The sequence below is a fragment of the Roseateles cavernae genome, assembly GCF_040187885.1.
GTDB classification, from domain to species: domain Bacteria; phylum Pseudomonadota; class Gammaproteobacteria; order Burkholderiales; family Burkholderiaceae_C; genus Roseateles_E; species Roseateles_E cavernae.
Genome location: NZ_JBDPLH010000002.1, coordinates 657,704 through 673,664, shown reverse-complemented (window position 1 = coordinate 673,664; position 15,961 = coordinate 657,704). Strand labels below are relative to the sequence as shown.

Sequence of the window (15,961 nt, the reverse complement as noted above, 5' to 3'; positions counted from 1 at the left end):
ACGCGCTCAGGCCAGCGCGGCCTCCAGGTCGACCGCGTCGATCTGCTCCGGGTGCATGAAGCGCCGGGCATAGTCCAGATAGACGCCCGAACGCAGGAACAGCTCGAACAGCTCGGCATCGATATGCTGTTCGCGCCGCATCCTGGCCATGATGTCCAGCGCCTGCGACAGGCTCTTGCCCTTTTTATAGGGCCGGTCGTCGGCGGTCAGCGCCTCGAACACATCGGCGATCGCCATCATGCGGGCCTCGATGCTCATCTGCTCGCGCCGCAGCCCGCGCGGGTAACCGCTGCCGTCCATCTTCTCGTGATGGCCACCGGCGATCTCGGGCACGCGCCGCAGATGGCGCGGGAAGGGCAAGGCCTCCAGCATGCGGATGCTCTGCACGATGTGGTCGTTGATCTTGTAGCGCTCCTCCTCGGTCAGCGTGCCGCGCGAGATGCTGAGATTGTGGAGCTCGCCGCGGTTGTACAGATGCTCGGGCTGCCTGAGCTTGAAGCCCCAGCGGTTCACCTCGGGCAGGTGCTCGGCGGCCGGCCGGGGCAGCACATGCTCGGGCTTGTCGGCCAGCAGCCGCTCCTGCACCGGCAGCGCGGCGGCCGGCGTGGCGGACTGGCGCCGCCGCTCGCCATTGGAGACACCCAGCCGGTCGTCCAGCGTGCGCAACCAGCTGCGCGCGCCGATCTCTCGCAGCCTGGCCTGCTTGTCGGGCGACAGGTACTCGCCGCCCTCGTTGCAGGCCGCGACAAAGGCGAACTCGGCATCCAGCAGGGTGTGTACCGGGGCCAGGTCTTGCCGCACACGGGCCAGTTGCTCGGGCGTCAGCGCGCGTTCGCACAGCGCGATCTGGGCGTCGCGCTTGAGCACCTCGAAGCGGGTGCGGATCTCGTGGATGCGGTCGTGCAGGGTCTCCAGCTTGGTGGCCTTGTCGACGACGAACTCCGGCGTCGTGACCTTGCCGCAGTCATGCAGCCAGGCAGCGATATGCAGGGCCTCCCACTGTTCCTCATCGAGCCGGAAGTCGGCAAAAGGACCGTCGCTGGCCTCGCAGGCGGCCCGCGCCAGCATCTTGGTCAGCTCGGGCACGCGCTGGCAATGCGCGCCGGTGTAGGGGCTCTTGGCATCGATGGCGCCCGCTACCAGCTGGATGAAACTCTCCAGCAGGTCCTTGCGGGCGCGCAGCAGCTGCTGGTTGTCCAGCGCCGCAGCGGCCGTGCCGGACAGCGCCTCGATGAAGGCCACCCGCGACGGCGACAGCGTGTCACCCTGGCCGTGCTCGCCCGGCACAAAGCTCAGCGACAGCGCACCAACGGTCTCGCCCTGCCGGTTCTTCAGCGGCAGGGCCATCAGCCGAAAGCGTGAGCTGCTCAGGCGCTGGAACAGGCCCGCATAGACCTGCACATGGGCCGGATTGTCCCAGCTGATGTCGACAAACACCGTGCGCCCCTGCCGCACCGCCTGCACGGCGGCCGAGGGGCTGGCGGCATCGTCGAGCGACCACGACATCAGCGCCGCGCTGTCACCGGGCGCATCGAACACCCGCGCGGCGGCCGGCTCCAGGCGCAGGCCATCGGCGCTCAGCAGGTGCACCGCGCCGCCGGTGGCCTCGGCCACCGAAATGGTCTCGGTCAGGATGCGTTCGAGCAGGCGATCAAAGTTGCGCTCGGCCGACAGCGCGCTGGAGATTTCCAGGAAGCGCCGCAGCGCCTGCTTCATGCCGGTCATCGCGATGGCCAGCCGGTCGACCTCGCGGATGCGGCTGCGCGCCGGATCGGGGCCGCTGAAATCGAAGCGCCGGATCGCCTCGGCCTCGCCGGCCAGCTGCTCCAGCGGCTTGGCCACCAGATTGGCGGACCAGTGCACCAGGGGCAGCATCAGCAGCACGATGCCGGCGGTGATCAGCATCGACAGGCGCCGGGCCTGGATCGCGTCGGCCTGCAGCTCATCGCGCGGCGCGGCGATCAACAGGGTCAGCGGCGCGCCGGCACCGTGGTCCAGCGCCTCGACGCGGGTCACCCATTCGCGCCCGTCCAGCTCCAGCAGCCCGCCGACCGGCGCGCCACCGGCATGCAGGCGCTGCCACAAGGCCGTCAGCACCGGTACACCCAGCTGCTCGACCTGCAGCAGCTTGGGCGAACCGTCCTGGGGCCGCACGCTGAGCCGCTCCGGCCGCGGGTAGGCCAGCACCGCACCCTGGGCATCGAGCACCATCAGCTCGGCCGACGGCGTGATCTGCTGACGCGCCAGCATCGCCGACAGCGAAGCCAGGCTGACATCGACACCGGCCACCGGCCGGGTGCCGGCAGCTGAGCCACCGGTAGCACCGGCGCTGGCCAGCGTCAGGCCGACCTCGCGGGTCGTGAAGAACAGATAGGGCAGCGTCTGCAGCACGGCGCGGTCGGGGTTCTGCGCCTGCGCAAACCAGGGCCGGCGACGCGGGTCGAAGTCATAGTCGGCCTGCTCGCGCCGCGCCAGCAAGGCCAGCCCGGCGTCGTAGAAGAGATAGGCGCCCTGGACGGCGGGGCCGTCGCGGTTGACCGACTGCAGCACAAAGGCGGCCTGCTCCGGCGCACGCAGCAGCGCGCGCAGCTCCGCGCCGGCGATGCGGCGCAGCAGCACGAAAGAGCCATTGGGGGTGCCGCCGTAGACGGCGGACAGCGAGGGGTTCTGCTGCAGCGCCGCCGCCAGCAGCGGCAGCTGGGCCAGGCGGCCCGCATGGTCGGGCGCCGTCAGCAGGCCGCTGCGGGCCAGCAGGGCCGCCGTGGTGCGAGCGGGCCGCAGCTCGCCTTCGATGACGGCCAGCGTCTCGCGGCCGACCCGCGCCGAGGTGTCGGCCGCAAAGGCCAGCATGCGCTGTTCGCTGGCGCGCAGCTGATAGCTGGCCAGGGCCGCGTAGAGCAGCAGCACCATGCCGATCATGATGATCGACAGGGTCAGATAGATCGAGCGCGGCTGCGGGGACAAAAGCTTCATGAACTCCTCCTGCGCCCGATCAGGCCGAAGCCACCAGCAGCGGTCAAGCTGCTAACTCTTGCAGGCCGCGGCCTGCGCGCCACAAGCCTCGCGGCCTACTTCTTTTTCTTGCTGCGATCGGGCACCACGGTGGTGATGCTGGGCATCACCGCGCCGGCCGAGATCGGCTTGGGCGGCGAGCTGTCCTTCTTCGGCTTCTTGCTTTCCTTATTGCTTTTCTGCTGACCTTTGGCCATGGGGCGCTCCTTGTTCTGTGATGGATGGGTTCAGTGTACGGACCTGCTTCAGTACGCGCCCATATAGTCCTTCTTGCCGACCTCGACCCCGTTGTGGCGCAGGATGTCGTAGGCCGTCGTGACATGGAAGAAGAACTGCGGCAGGCCGTAGTGCAGCAGATAGTGCTGGCCCGTGAAGCGGCGCTCCTTGGGCGTGCCCGGGCGCAGCACGATCTCGCGGCCGGCCGCCTCGGCGAACTGACCCGGCGACACGCCGCCGATGAAGTCCAGGGTCTTGGCAATGCGGGCCTGCAGCTCGGCAAAGCTCTGCTCGCTGGCCTCGTAGCTGGGCACCTCGACGCCGGCCAGGCGCGCGCAGACGCCGGCCGCGAAGTCACAGGCGATCTGCACCTGCCGGGTCAGCGCGAACATATCGGGGAACAGCCGAGCCTGCAGCAGGGCCGCCGGCTCGATAGCGCGGGCCGCAGCATGGGCCTCGGCCTTGGCCAGCACATCGGCCAGTCCGCCCAGCATTTGTTTGAAGATGGGGGCGGAAGCTTCGTAGATCAGGGCTGACATGGCGTGGACTCACTCGATGACAAAGTCGCGATCATAGGAGGCTCTGCAAGGCAGCCCTCTAAACTGTGGGCATGTCATTGCCTCTGCAGCTCGCCCCCATCATCAAGGAAATCGGCCGCGGGGCGCGCGGCGCACGCGACCTCGACGAGGCCCAGGCCGAGGCGCTGTTCGGCGCCATCCTCGATGGCCAGGTGCCCGAGATGGAGCTCGGCGCCATCCTGATCGCGATGCGCATCAAGGGCGAAAGCCAGGCCGAGCTGGCCGGCTTCGTGCGAGCGATGCAGGCGCGCACCGCCCGCGTCGAAGTGCCGGCCGGGCCGCGCTGCGTGCTGCTGCCGACCTTCAACGGCGCGCGCAAGCAGGCCAATCTGATGCCCTTGGTGGCCCTGCTGCTGGCGCGCGAGGGCGTGCCGGTGCTGATCTTCGGCCGGCATGATTTCGACAGCCGCGAGAGCCCATTCGCGCTGCTGGACGCGCTGGGCCTGCCACGGGCCAGCAGCCTCGCCGAGGCCAACACCCAGCTGAGCGAGCGCCGCCTGGCCTGCCTGCCGCTGGCCGCGCTGAACCCCGGGCTCGATGCCCTGATGGCGCTGCGCCCGCGCCTGGGCCTGCGCAACAGCGGCCACAGCGTGGCCAAGCTGCTGGATGCCGCGCCGGGCCGCAGCGTGCGGGTCGTCGCGGTGACCCACCCCGAGTATCTGGACAGCATGGGCCAGGCCCTGCTGCCGCTGAGCCTTGGGGATGGCCGGGCCCTGCTGATGCGGGCCAGCGAAGGCGAGGCCTATGCCCATCTGCGCCGGCGCGCCCAGCTCTACGGCTTTGCCGAGGGCCGCCGCTTCGATCTGCACCCGGCCGACACCGCGGACATCGACTGGCCCTTGTCGCCCGACTGCGAGGCGGCCGCCAATGCCGCACGGGTCCAGGCCATGCTGGACGGCCGCGCGCCGCTGCCGCCGCGCATTGCCGAGCAGGTGCAGGCCCTGATCCGGCTTTCCACATCGGCTCATATGCTTATTCACGAATAAGCAATCTACGAATTTGTAGTTCCTATATATATAAAGCTTCCATACAGTCCGCCACCTAGACTGCCTGGGAGCGGATTTGTTCGACTGGATAGCAATTGCGAGCGGTTTTGGCGTCGGCGTCATCGTAGGGATCACCGGCGTCGGCGGCGGCTCGCTGATGACGCCGCTGCTGCTCTCGGTCTTCAAGCTGAACCCGGCCGTGGCCATAGGCACCGATCTGTGGTTTGCCGGGCTGACCAAGGTCAGCGGTTCGGTGGCCCATGCGCGCCACGGCCATGTCAAATGGGGCATCACCGCGCTGCTGCTGGCCGGCTCGATCCCGGCCTCCATCGCCACCGTCGCCCTGATGCACAGCACCGGCGTCACCAAGGGCTGGGCCGAGGCGCTGACCTTCTCGCTGGGCATCGCGCTGCTGCTGACCGCCGTGGTCGTGGCCTTCAAGAAGTCCTGGCAGGCCCTGGGCCTGCGGCTGGAGCGTGTCATCCCCGCATCGCGCAAGCCGGCGCTGACTGTGATCTCGGGCGTGATCCTGGGCGTGCTGGTCTCGCTGTCCTCGATCGGTGCCGGCGCCATCGGCGCGACCCTGATCCTGCTGATCTACCCGCGCCTGGAGGCGCGCTACATCGTCGGCAGCGATATCGCGCACGCCGTCCCTCTCACCCTCGTGGCCGGCATCGGCCACGCCACCCTGGGTCATGTCAACTGGGCGCTGCTGGTGCCGCTGTTGATAGGCTCGATGCCCGGCATCTGGCTGGGCGCCCAGCTGACCCGCCGCCTGCCCGACGGCGTCGTCCGCACCCTGCTGTGCGGCTCGCTCCTGATGGCGGGCTGGAAAGTCATTCACTGATCTCGCTATGTACGCCTATACCGACTTCGACCGCCAGTTCGTCCGCGCCCGCGCCGCGCAGTTCCGCGACCAGCTGGAGCGCAACCTCGCCGGCAGCCTGTCCGACGACGAGTTCCGCCCGCTGCGCCTGCAGAACGGCTGGTATGTGCAGCGCCATGCGCCGATGCTGCGCGTGGCCGTGCCCTATGGCGTGCTGTCCGCCCAGCAGCTGCGCCAGCTGGCCCATATCGCGCGCACGCATGACCGCGGCTACGGCCATTTCACGACGCGCCAGAACCTGCAGTACAACTGGATCCCGCTGGTCCAGTCGGCCGATGTGATGGACCTGCTGGCCGATGTGGACATGCACGGCATCCAGACCAGCGGCAACTGCATCCGCAATATCACCAGCGACGGCATGGCCGGCGTCGCGGCCGACGAGATCGTCGACCCGCGCCCCTATGCCGAGGTGCTGCGCCAGTGGAGCACCCTTCATCCCGAGTTCGCCTTCCTGCCGCGCAAGTTCAAGATCGCCATCTCGGGCGCTCTGGAAGACCGCGCCGCGATCGCCTGGCACGACATCGGCCTGCAGCTGAAGAAGAACGAGGCCGGCGAGGTCGGCTTCCAGGTGCTGGTCGGCGGCGGCATGGGCCGCACGCCCATCGTCGGCCAGGTCATCAACGAGTTCCTGCCCTGGCAGCAGATCCTGGTCTATATCGAGGCGATCGTGCGGGTCTACAACCGCTACGGGCGCCGCGACAATATGTACAAGGCCCGCATCAAGATCCTGGTCAAGGCCGAGGGTCAGGCTTTCTTCGACGCGGTCAACAAGGAGTTCCAGGAGATCCTGGCGCTGGACGAGGGCGGCCGCGAGCACATCATTCCGCAGGCCGAGCTGGACCGTGTCGCGGCCAGTTTCGTCGTGCCGGCCGGCGTCGCCGCCCTGCCCGCCATCGACATCTTCCAGGGTGTGCCGGCCAAGAGCGCCTACCAGCGCTGGCTGGAACGCAACGTCCACGCCCACAAGCTCGCCGGCTATCGCGGCGTGACCCTGTCGCTGAAGCGCCTGGGCATCCCGCCGGGCGACGCGACCGATGCCCAGATGGAGGCCGCGGCCGATCTGGCCGACCGGTTCAGCCACGGCGAGCTGCGCGTGACCCATGACCAGAACCTGCTGCTGCCCTGGGTGCTGGAGAGCGAGCTGCCGGCGCTGTTCGAGGCCGCCAAGGCCAATGGCTTCGCGACGCCCAATATCGGCCTGCTGACCGACATGATCGCCTGCCCCGGCGGCGATTTCTGCGCGCTGGCCAATGCCCGCTCCATCCCGGTGGCCGAGGCCATCACCGAGCGTTTCCAGGATCTGGACGAGCTCTACGACATCGGCGACATCGACCTGCACATCAGCGGCTGCATCAACAGCTGCGGCCACCACCACAGCGGCCATATCGGCATCCTCGGCGTCGACAAGGACGGCAGCGAGTGGTATCAGATCACCCTGGCCGGCTCCGACGGCTCGACCATCTCCGGTGGCGCCCAGGTGGGCAAGGTGATCGGCCCTTCTTTCGCGGCCGACGAGGTGCCCGATGTGATCGAGTCCGTCGTGCAGACCTATCGCGCGCAGCGCCAGGCCGGCGAGCGCTTCATCGACACGGTGCGCCGTGTCGGCATCGAGCCCTTCAAGGCCCCTGCCAACGCCCAGCGCACGCTGACCGCCGCCGCTCACTGAGAACGATGACCATGAAGTTTGTTGACCACCACCCCCAGGAGCCCTGGCACCGCGTCGTCGGCGAGGACGGCCCCAAGCCCGATCCCGATCCGGCGCCCCATCTGCTGCTGACGCTGGAGCAATGGCATGCCGTGCGCGATCACTGGCCGGCCGGCCTGGCGACCGCCGTCGAAGTGCCCAATGACCATGCGATCGAGGACCTGGCCGGCGACCTGCCGCGCCTGGCAATGATCGTCTTGAAGTTCCCGAAGTGGGTGGACGGCCGCGCCTACAGCCAGGCCCATCTGCTGCGCTCGCGCTACCGCTACGCCGGCGAAGTGCGCGCCTGCGGCGAGGTGCTGGTCGATATGCTGCCGTTGCTGGCACGCACCGGTTTTGATGCGGTGCAGCTGCGTGCCGGCGAGAGCGTCGAGGCCGCCAAGCGCGCGCTGAGCTTCTTCCCGGCCCACTACCAGGGCGCCCTGCAAGAAGGCCAGGCCGTCACCAAGCCGGCCTTCGCCAGGACCTGATCATGAGCGGCGAAGTCTCTTCCCTGTTCCCGGCGGCCAGTGCCTCGGCCATTGCCCTCTATGCCCGCGAGACGGCAGGCTTCGAGGAACGCCTGGCCAGGACGGTCGCATTGCTGAAGCAGGCCCATGCCGACTACGGCGACGGCCTGATCCAGTCGACCAGCCTGGGCGCCGAGGACATGGTGATCACCGACCTGATCGCCCGCCATGCGCTGCCGATCTGTATCGCGACGCTGAACACCGGCCAGCTGCACGATGAGACCCTGGCGCTGATCCCGGCCATCGAGGACCGCTATGCACGGAAGGTCGAGGTCTTCAGCCCGGTGCAGGAGGCGGTGATCCATTTCGTCAGAACGAATGGCGAGCGCGCGATGTACGAGAGCCTGGCGCTGCGCAAGGCCTGCTGCGGCCTGCGCAAGCTGGAGCCGCTGGGTCGCATGCTGGCCGGCCGCACGGCCTGGATCACCGGCCTGCGCCGCGAGCAGAGCAGCAACCGCGCCGAGGTGCCTTTCTCCGAGCCGGATGGCCAGGGCCGCACCAAGCTCAATGTGCTGGCCGAGTGGAGCTGGGCGGACGTGTGGCAATACATCGCCACCCACGATGTGCCCTTCAACGCCCTGCATGACCAGTTCATGCCCAGCATCGGCTGCGCCCCCTGCACCCGCGCGATCTCGGTCGGAGAGGACTTCCGCTCGGGTCGCTGGTGGTGGGAGGACGAGAACGCCAAAGAGTGCGGCTTGCACAAAGCCCATAGCAATGAAGAACTGAAGTCAGGAGCCCAGGCATGAATGCCCCGATCACTCTGCAACAGCTGGCCGCCACGGTGGACCAGCGCCACCTCGACCATCTGGAAGAAGAAGCCATCTTCATCCTGCGCGAGGTGGCGGCCGCCTTCGAGCGCCCCGCCCTGCTGTTCTCGGGCGGCAAGGACTCCTGCGTCGTGCTGCGCCTGGCCGAGAAGGCCTTCAAGCAACGCGTGGCCGGCAACGAGTTCAAGGGCAAGCTGCCTTTCCCGCTGGTTCATGTGGACACCGGCCACAACTTCCCCGAGGTGATTGAGTTCCGCGACCGCCGCGCTGCCGAGATGGGCGAGCGCCTGATCGTCGCGCACATGGACGAGTCGATCAAAAAAGGCACGGTGCGCCTGGCCCATCCGCTGGAGTCGCGCAACGGCCACCAGACCGTGACCCTGCTGGAAGCGATCGAGGACAACCGCTTCGACGTGCTGATCGGCGGCGCCCGCCGCGACGAGGAAAAGGCCCGCGCCAAGGAGCGCATCTTCAGCCACCGCGACAGCTTCGGCCAATGGCAGCCCAAGGAACAGCGCCCCGAGCTGTGGAGCCTGTTCAACACCCGCATCCGTCCGGGCGAGCATTTCCGCGCCTTCCCGATCAGCAACTGGACCGAGCTGGATGTGTGGCTCTACCTGGCGCGCGAGAACATCCCGCTGCCGGGCCTGTACTACGCGCACCAGCGCCAGGTGATACGCCGCAAGGGCCTCTTGGTGCCGCTGACCGAGGTGACGCCGCCCGAGGCCGGCGAACAGGTCGAGACCGCCACCGTGCGTTTCCGCACCGTCGGCGACATGACCTGCACCTGCCCGGTCGAGAGTGATGCCGCCAGCGCCACCGACATCGTGGCCGAGACCCTGACCGTCACGGTCAGCGAGCGCGGTGCGACCCGCATGGACGATCGCACATCCGAGGCCTCGATGGAGCGCCGCAAGAAGGAAGGGTATTTCTGATCATGAGCGCACGACTGAACACTCTCGTCCACGACGCTGAGGTCGATACCCACCACCGCGCGCTGCGCTTCCTGACCGCCGGCAGCGTCGACGACGGCAAGAGCACGCTGATCGGCCGCCTGCTGTTCGACAGCCGCGCCATCCTGGCCGACCAGCTCGACACCTTGGAAAAACGCGCCGCCGGCCAGCCCATCGATTTGAGCTTGTTGACCGACGGCCTGGAAGCCGAGCGCGAGCAAGGCATCACGATCGATGTGGCCTACCGCTATTTCGCGACCAAGACGCGCAAGTTCATCATTGCCGACGCGCCCGGTCATGAGCAGTACACCCGCAATATGGTCACAGCCGCCGCCGGCTCGGACGCCGCCGTCGTGCTGGTCGACATCACCAAGCTCGATGTGAGCCAGGACCAGGTGCAGCTGCTGCCCCAGACCCGCCGCCACAGCCTGCTGGCCCATCTCTTGCGCGTGCCGAGCATCGTGTTCGCGATCAACAAGATCGACGCGGCCGAAGATCCGGGTGCCGCCTTCGCCGCCGTCAGCAAGGCCTTGCGGGCTTTTGCTGCACAGGCCGGCATCGAAGTCACCGCCATCGTGCCGGTCTCGGCGCTGCGCGGCGACAACGTGACCCAGCCGCTGGACGCCGCCTGGTATGACGGCCCCTCGCTGCTGCAGGTGCTCGAAGGCCTGCCGGCCGCGCAGGAGAAGGTCGAGGGTCAGCTCTTGATCCCGGTGCAATACGTCGCCCGCGAGGGTGAAGGCACCGGCAACCAGCCGCGCACGCTGTGGGGCCGCATCGCTCACGGCCAGGTCCAGGCCGGCGACACGGTGCAGATCCTGCCCAGCGGCGAGACGGCGGTCGTCGCCGAGGTGCGCCGCGCCGGCGAGACCGTCGCCCACAGCGTGGCCGGCGAGTCGGCCGGCGTCGTGCTGGACCGCCAGCTGGACGTCAGCCGCGGCGACTGGATCGTCACGCCGGGTTCGGCCAAACCCGTGCAGAGCTTCGCAGCGACCTTGGCCTGGCTGGACACCGAGCCCGCGCAGATCGGCCGCAAGTACTGGGTGCGCCACGGCAATCGCTGGGTCCAGGCCCGCATCAGCGTGATCGAGCACAAGCTCGACGTCAACAGCCTGGCCGAGACCGAGGCTCATGAGCTGGCGGTCAACGAGATCGGCCATGTGCGCATCGAGGTGCAGCAGGCCCTGCCGGTCGAGCCCTATGCCAGCAACCGCGTCGGCGGTGCGCTGATCGTCGTCGACCCGACGAGCAACCGCACCAGCGGCGCGCTCTTGGTACGCTGATCATGGCTGCCGGCAAGGTCATCTTCGTCAGCGCCGGCCCGGGCGCGGCCGATCTGATCACGCTGCGCGGCGCACGGGCGCTGGCGACCGCCGATGTCGTGCTGTTCGACGCCCTGACCGACCCGGCGCTGCGCGAACTGGCACCGCAGGCGCGCTGGCTGGACGTGGGCAAGCGCGGCTTCACCAACAGCACCGCGCAGACGGCCATCAACGCCCTGCTGGTCAGGCAGGCGCTCAGCCATGCCGTGGTCGTGCGGCTCAAGGGCGGCGATGCCAGCATCTTCGGCCGGCTCGAAGAGGAGCTGCTGGCGCTTGACCAGGCCGGCATCGCCTGCGAGGTCGTGCCGGGCGTCACCGCCGCGCTGGCCGCCGCCGCCCACACCCGGCGCCCGCTGACCCGGCGCGGCCAGGGCCGCAGCGTCAGCCTGACGACCGCGATGACGCAGGAGGGCGATCTGCGCGCGCTCCGCTCGGCCGACACCGAGGTCTTCTATATGGCCGGGCGCCAGCTCGCCGCGCTGTCGCGCAAGCTGGTCGAGGCCGGCTGGCCGGCCGACACGCTGTGCAGCGTGGTCTCGCGCGCCGGCTGCGTCGACGCGCTGGCCAGCGAGCACCCGGTGTCAGGTCTTGCGGCCGCCGCCTTGCTGCACAAGGGCCGGCCGACCGTCGTCACTGTGGGCGCCGGCGCCCGGGTGGTGGTGAAAACCGTGCCCAAAGCCCCTGAGCTTGAGCGGCCACAAAGCCGGGCCAAGACCCTCAGTGATTAAAATCTGCCTCTTGCCACCGCCGGGCCGTCCAGGCCCGACCGGCACCTGGCCCTCAAAAACCCGAGTTTTCCCATGACACACGTCGTTACCGAAGCCTGCATCCGCTGCAAATACACCGATTGCGTGGATGTCTGCCCCGTCGATTGCTTCCGCGAAGGCCCGAACTTCCTGACCATCGACCCCGATGAGTGCATCGACTGCGCCGTGTGCATCCCGGAGTGCCCGGTCAATGCCATCCTGCCGGAGGAGGATGTGCCGGGCAATCAGCAGCACATGATCAAGATCAACGCCGATCTGGCCAAGAACTGGCCCAGCATCACCAAGCGCAAGCCGGCCCTGCCCGATGCGGATGACTGGAAAGATCGCACGGACAAGCTGTCCGAGCTGATCCGCTGAGCCCGTTGAGCCCGCACGCCGCCGTGATGACAGCGCTGCCCGTGATCGAGACCGATGCCGTCATCGTCGGTGCCGGCCCGGTAGGCCTGTTCCAGGTCTTTGAGCTGGGCTTGCTGGAGATCAAGGCCCACATCATCGACTCGCTGGCCTATCCCGGCGGGCAATGCATCGAGCTCTATCCCGACAAGCCGATCTATGACATCCCGGCCGTGCCCGTGTGCACCGGCAAGGAGCTGACCGACAGCCTGCTCAAGCAGATCGAACCCTTCGGCGCGAGCTTCCATCTGGGCCAGGAGGTCACGGTGGTGCAGAAGCAGGAGGACGGTCGCTTCTTCGTCGCGACCGCCAAGGGCACGCAGTTCCTGAGCAAGACCCTCTTCATCGCCGGCGGCGTTGGCAGTTTCCAGCCGCGCAGCCTGAAGGTCGAGGGCGCCGAGGCCTTCGAGGGCTCGCAGCTGCATTACCGCGTGCGCGGCCCGGAGCAGTTTGCCGGCAAGCACCTGCTGGTGGTCGGCGGCGGTGATTCGGCGCTGGACTGGGCGCTGAACTTCTGCGCCGGCAATGCCGACGGCAACCCGCACAAGGCGGAGAGCGTGATCCTCTTGCACCGGCGCGACGGCTTCAAGGCCGCGCCGGCCAGCGTGGCCAAGATGCGCGCGCTGTGCGAGGCGCAGGAGATGCAGTTCCTGGTCGGCCAGGTCAGCGGCCTGGTCGAGGAAGGCGGCGCGCTGACCGGCGCCCGGGTCACCGGCGCCGACGGCGTCACCCGCATCGTGCCCTGCGACCAGGTGCTGGCCTTCTTCGGCCTGAGCCCGAAGCTGGGCCCGATCGCCGAATGGGGCCTGGCGCTGGAGCGCAAGCAGATCGTCGTCGACACCGAGAAGTTCGAGACCAGCGTGCCGGGCATCTTCGCGGTGGGCGACGTCAACACCTATCCGGGCAAGAAGAAGCTGATCCTGTCCGGCTTCCACGAGGCCGCGCTGGCCGCCTTCGGAGCCGCGCCCTATGTCTTCCCCGACAAGCGCATCCATCTGCAGTACACGACCACCAGCCCGAAGCTGCACAAAGTGCTGGGGGTCGAATCCCCCGTGTTCGACTGAGAACGCGGCGCCGCTACAATCCGGCCACGCTCCACGGCTTTGCTGTGGAGCTCTTCGCTAGGGGTGTTGGCTCACCAGATGAGCCGACTGAGAAAGTCCCTTTGAACCTGATTGAGGTAATCCTCGCGCAGGGAAGCAAGCAAGAGCCGCCGTCGACCACCATTCCTTTCTCCTGCCGACGTGTGCGTTCCTGTGACGCCGACCTGCCATCGCTTGCAGTCCCGATGGCACATCAACACCTGACCCTCCTGGCCACCGCGCTGCTGTGCAGCACGCTGGCCCATGCCCAACAAGCGTCCGAGGCCCTGCCCGCCGTCTCGGTCAGCGGCCGCTCGGCCGACACACCCGTCAGCATCGGCGGCTTTGGCGACACACCCATCGCCAAGCTGCCGATCCAGGCCACCTTGCTGGGCAGCGAGCGCCTGCTGGACCTGGGCCTGAGCTCGCTGGCCGGCATCACCGCACTCGATGCCAGCATCGGCGACGCCTACAACTCGCAGGGCTATGTCTCTTATCTGAAGATCCGCGGCTTCGACCTCGACAACCGCTTCAACTACCGCCGCGACGGCCTGCCCATCAATGCCGAAACCGCGCTCAGCCTGGCCAATAAAAGCAGCATCGAGGTGCTCAAGGGCAGCTCGGGCATCCAGGCCGGCACCAGTGCGCCGGGCGGGCTGGTGAACCTGGTCGTCAAGCGGCCCACCGCCGCGCCGCTGAGCAGCCTGCTGCTGAGCGTCAGCGAGCGCGGCACGGTCGAGGCCGGTGTCGACCTGAGCCGCCGCTTCGGCGAGGCTCAGGTCTTCGGCCTGCGCCTCAATGCCAGCGCCGCCGAACTGCGTCCGCAATTGCGCGACGCCAAGGGCGAGCGCCGGGCTGTTGCGCTGGCCGGCGACTGGCGTCTGGCACCCGACACGCTGCTGGAGGCCGAGTTCGAATGGAACCGGCAGAGCCAGCCCAGCCAGGCGGGCTTCAGCCTGCTCGGCGAGCGCCTGCCCGATGCGAAATCGATAGACCCGCGCATCAATCTGAACAACCAGGCCTGGAGCCAGCCGGTGGTGTTCGACAACCACCATGCGTCGCTGCGCCTGCAGCAGCGCCTGAACGCGGACTGGAAGGCGCAAGCCCATCTGGGGCTGCAGCGGCTGAAGACCGATGACCGGCTGGCCTATGCCTCGGGCAAATACGACCCGCTGACTTACGCCTGCGCACCCTGCGACCGCTATGCCGAGGACGGCAGCTTCTCGGTATGGGATTTCCGCAGCGAGAACGAGCGCCGCGACAGCGATGCGCTGGATTTGTCGCTGGCAGGCCGCTTCATCGCCGCCGGCCTGCGCCATGAGCTGAGCACCGGGCTGTTGTTGAGCCGCTTCGAGAGCCGCTTCCAACGTCAGGCCTACAACCTCGTCGGCGTCGGCACGATAGACGGCAAGACCCAGGTCGGCGCCGACCCCAGCCTGACCGACGAGAACACCGGGCGCGACGAGCGCAGCCGCGAGTTCTATCTGCGCGACACGATACAGCTCGGCGCCCAGTGGCAGGCCTGGCTGGGTCTGCGCCACACCCGGTTGACGCGCGACAGCGTGCGCACCGATGGCTCGCGCCCCACCCACTACAGCCAGAGCTTCACCACGCCCTGGCTGGGCCTGAGCTATGCGCTTTCCAGCCAGCACATGGTCTATGCCAGCTGGGGTGAAGGCGTCGAGTCCGAGGTCACGCCCAACCGCAGCCGCTACACCAATGCCGGCCAGGCCCTGCCGGCGCTGAAGAGCGAGCAGTTCGAGATCGGTTTCAAGGCTGGCAGCAACACGGTGGATTGGGGCATCAATGTCTTCGACACCCAGCGCCCGGCCTGGCGCGATGTCGGCGCCTGCGACGACGACAACAGCTGCACGCGCGTCGCCGATGGAGAAGCCCGCCATCGCGGCGTCGAGGCGCAAGCCGACTTGAAATGGCGCGGCGGCGGCCTGCTGGCCAGCGCGATGAAGCTGCGCGCGCGCCGCCAGGGCAGCGCCGACCCCAGTCTCAACGGCCTGAAGCCCGCCAATGTGGCCGAGCGCTCGCTGAAGCTGCAAGCGCGGCAGAGCCTCGGCCTGCCCGGCCTGCAGCTGCAAGCCGGCCTGGTGTATGAAGGCGCACGCGCCGTGCTGCCCGACAACAGCCTCAGCATCCCGAGCTGGACCCGTCTGGATCTGGGGGCGCGCTACGAGCACAGCCTGGGCAATCAGCTGCTGATCTGGCGAGTCGGCGTCGACAACGCCAGCAATCGCCGGGCCTGGAAGGAGTCCCCCTTCCAATACGGCCATGTGTACTTGTACCCACTCGCGCCCCGCACCTGGCGCGCAAGTTTGGAACTCAGCTTGTAAAGCCTAAAAAATCCGGTCTATAATGCAAGGCTCTGTTCCTCGATAGCTCAGTCGGTAGAGCGCCGGACTGTTACTCCGTAGGTCCCTGGTTCGAGTCCAGGTCGAGGAGCCAGAATTTCAGCCGCCGTGGTACTGATCCACCGCGACAAACAAGAAGAACCTACCGAACAATTCCTCGATAGCTCCGTCGGTAGAGCGCCGGACTGTTAATCCGTAGGTCCCTGGTTCGAGCCCAGGTCGAGGAGCCAGAATTTCAGCCGCCGTGGTACGGATCCACGGCGACAAACAAGAAGAACATACCGAACAATTCCTCGATAGCTCAGTCGGTAGAGCGCCGGACTGTTAATCCGTAGGTCCCTGGTTCGAGCCCAGGTCGAGGAGCCAGAATTTCAGCCGCCGTGGTACTGATCCACCGCGACAAACAAGAAGAACATACC

Annotated in this window: 14 protein-coding genes, 3 tRNA genes and 1 riboswitch; of the genes, 14 read left to right on the top strand and 3 right to left on the bottom strand. The window is 67.8% G+C overall.

Annotation, left to right across the window (positions count from 1 at the left end):
* Window positions 1–6: 6 nt before the first annotated feature.
* The 3 genes from ABGI63_RS10020 to ABGI63_RS10010 form a co-directional block, all read right to left on the bottom strand.
* Window positions 7–2,973 carry an HD domain-containing phosphohydrolase gene (locus ABGI63_RS10020; RefSeq protein WP_349742279.1) on the bottom strand — a complete coding sequence of 989 codons (2,967 nt, stop codon included), beginning with the start codon at window positions 2,971–2,973 and terminating at the stop codon, window positions 7–9.
* 95 nt (window positions 2,974–3,068) lie between these two features.
* Window positions 3,069–3,209: a hypothetical protein gene (locus tag ABGI63_RS10015; RefSeq protein ID WP_171018094.1), complete on the bottom strand. Its 141-nt coding sequence runs from the start codon at window positions 3,207–3,209 to the stop codon at window positions 3,069–3,071.
* Window positions 3,210–3,257: 48 nt separating this feature from the next.
* Window positions 3,258–3,767, bottom strand: coding sequence for a DUF1993 domain-containing protein (locus tag ABGI63_RS10010; protein WP_349742278.1), 510 nt, complete (start codon window positions 3,765–3,767; stop codon window positions 3,258–3,260).
* Window positions 3,768–3,838: 71 nt separating this feature from the next.
* Here ABGI63_RS10010 and ybiB point away from each other — a divergent pair, with 71 nt between their 5' ends.
* The 14 genes from ybiB (at window position 3,839) to ABGI63_RS09940 (ending at window position 15,908) form a co-directional block, all read left to right on the top strand.
* Window positions 3,839–4,792: a DNA-binding protein YbiB gene (ybiB, locus tag ABGI63_RS10005; RefSeq protein ID WP_349742277.1), complete on the top strand. Its 954-nt coding sequence runs from the start codon at window positions 3,839–3,841 to the stop codon at window positions 4,790–4,792.
* Between the two features lie 76 nt (window positions 4,793–4,868).
* Window positions 4,869–5,639, top strand: coding sequence for a sulfite exporter TauE/SafE family protein (locus ABGI63_RS10000; RefSeq protein WP_137940931.1), 771 nt, complete (start codon window positions 4,869–4,871; stop codon window positions 5,637–5,639).
* 7 nt (window positions 5,640–5,646) lie between these two features.
* Window positions 5,647–7,344 (top strand): nitrite/sulfite reductase, encoded by a 1,698-nt coding sequence (locus ABGI63_RS09995; protein ID WP_349742276.1) that lies wholly within the window; start codon window positions 5,647–5,649, stop codon window positions 7,342–7,344.
* 11 nt (window positions 7,345–7,355) lie between these two features.
* Window positions 7,356–7,853 (top strand): DUF934 domain-containing protein, encoded by a 498-nt coding sequence (locus ABGI63_RS09990; RefSeq protein WP_349742275.1) that lies wholly within the window; start codon window positions 7,356–7,358, stop codon window positions 7,851–7,853.
* Window positions 7,854–7,855: 2 nt separating this feature from the next.
* A complete protein-coding gene (locus ABGI63_RS09985; protein WP_349742274.1) occupies window positions 7,856–8,641 on the top strand; it encodes a phosphoadenylyl-sulfate reductase in 786 nt (261 codons plus the stop codon).
* The gene (cysD, locus tag ABGI63_RS09980) at window positions 8,638–9,597 is read left to right on the top strand and encodes a sulfate adenylyltransferase subunit CysD (RefSeq protein ID WP_349742273.1); all 960 of its coding nucleotides are present in this window, start codon (window positions 8,638–8,640) and stop codon (window positions 9,595–9,597) included. Before ABGI63_RS09985 ends, cysD begins: the two co-directional genes overlap by 4 nt.
* A 2-nt stretch (window positions 9,598–9,599) precedes the next feature.
* Window positions 9,600–10,898, top strand: coding sequence for a sulfate adenylyltransferase subunit 1 (locus ABGI63_RS09975; RefSeq protein WP_349742272.1), 1,299 nt, complete (start codon window positions 9,600–9,602; stop codon window positions 10,896–10,898).
* A 2-nt stretch (window positions 10,899–10,900) separates the two neighbouring features.
* Window positions 10,901–11,665, top strand: a complete 765-nt coding sequence (gene cobA, locus ABGI63_RS09970) for a uroporphyrinogen-III C-methyltransferase (RefSeq protein WP_349742271.1) — start codon at window positions 10,901–10,903, stop codon at window positions 11,663–11,665.
* 72 nt (window positions 11,666–11,737) lie between these two features.
* The gene (gene fdxA, locus ABGI63_RS09965; RefSeq protein WP_137940938.1) at window positions 11,738–12,061 is read left to right on the top strand and encodes a ferredoxin FdxA; all 324 of its coding nucleotides are present in this window, start codon (window positions 11,738–11,740) and stop codon (window positions 12,059–12,061) included.
* 26 nt (window positions 12,062–12,087) lie between these two features.
* Window positions 12,088–13,161: an NAD(P)/FAD-dependent oxidoreductase gene (locus ABGI63_RS09960; protein WP_349742270.1), complete on the top strand. Its 1,074-nt coding sequence runs from the start codon at window positions 12,088–12,090 to the stop codon at window positions 13,159–13,161.
* Window positions 13,162–13,210: 49 nt separating this feature from the next.
* Window positions 13,211–13,312: riboswitch (TPP riboswitch) on the top strand.
* 73 nt (window positions 13,313–13,385) lie between these two features.
* A complete protein-coding gene (locus tag ABGI63_RS09955) occupies window positions 13,386–15,524 on the top strand; it encodes a TonB-dependent siderophore receptor (protein ID WP_349742269.1) in 2,139 nt (712 codons plus the stop codon).
* 36 nt (window positions 15,525–15,560) lie between these two features.
* A tRNA-Asn gene (locus ABGI63_RS09950) sits at window positions 15,561–15,636 on the top strand.
* Between the two features lie 60 nt (window positions 15,637–15,696).
* Window positions 15,697–15,772: transfer RNA gene (locus tag ABGI63_RS09945), tRNA-Asn, on the top strand.
* A gap of 60 nt (window positions 15,773–15,832) precedes the next feature.
* Window positions 15,833–15,908: transfer RNA gene (locus tag ABGI63_RS09940), tRNA-Asn, on the top strand.
* Window positions 15,909–15,961: the final 53 nt, after the last annotated feature.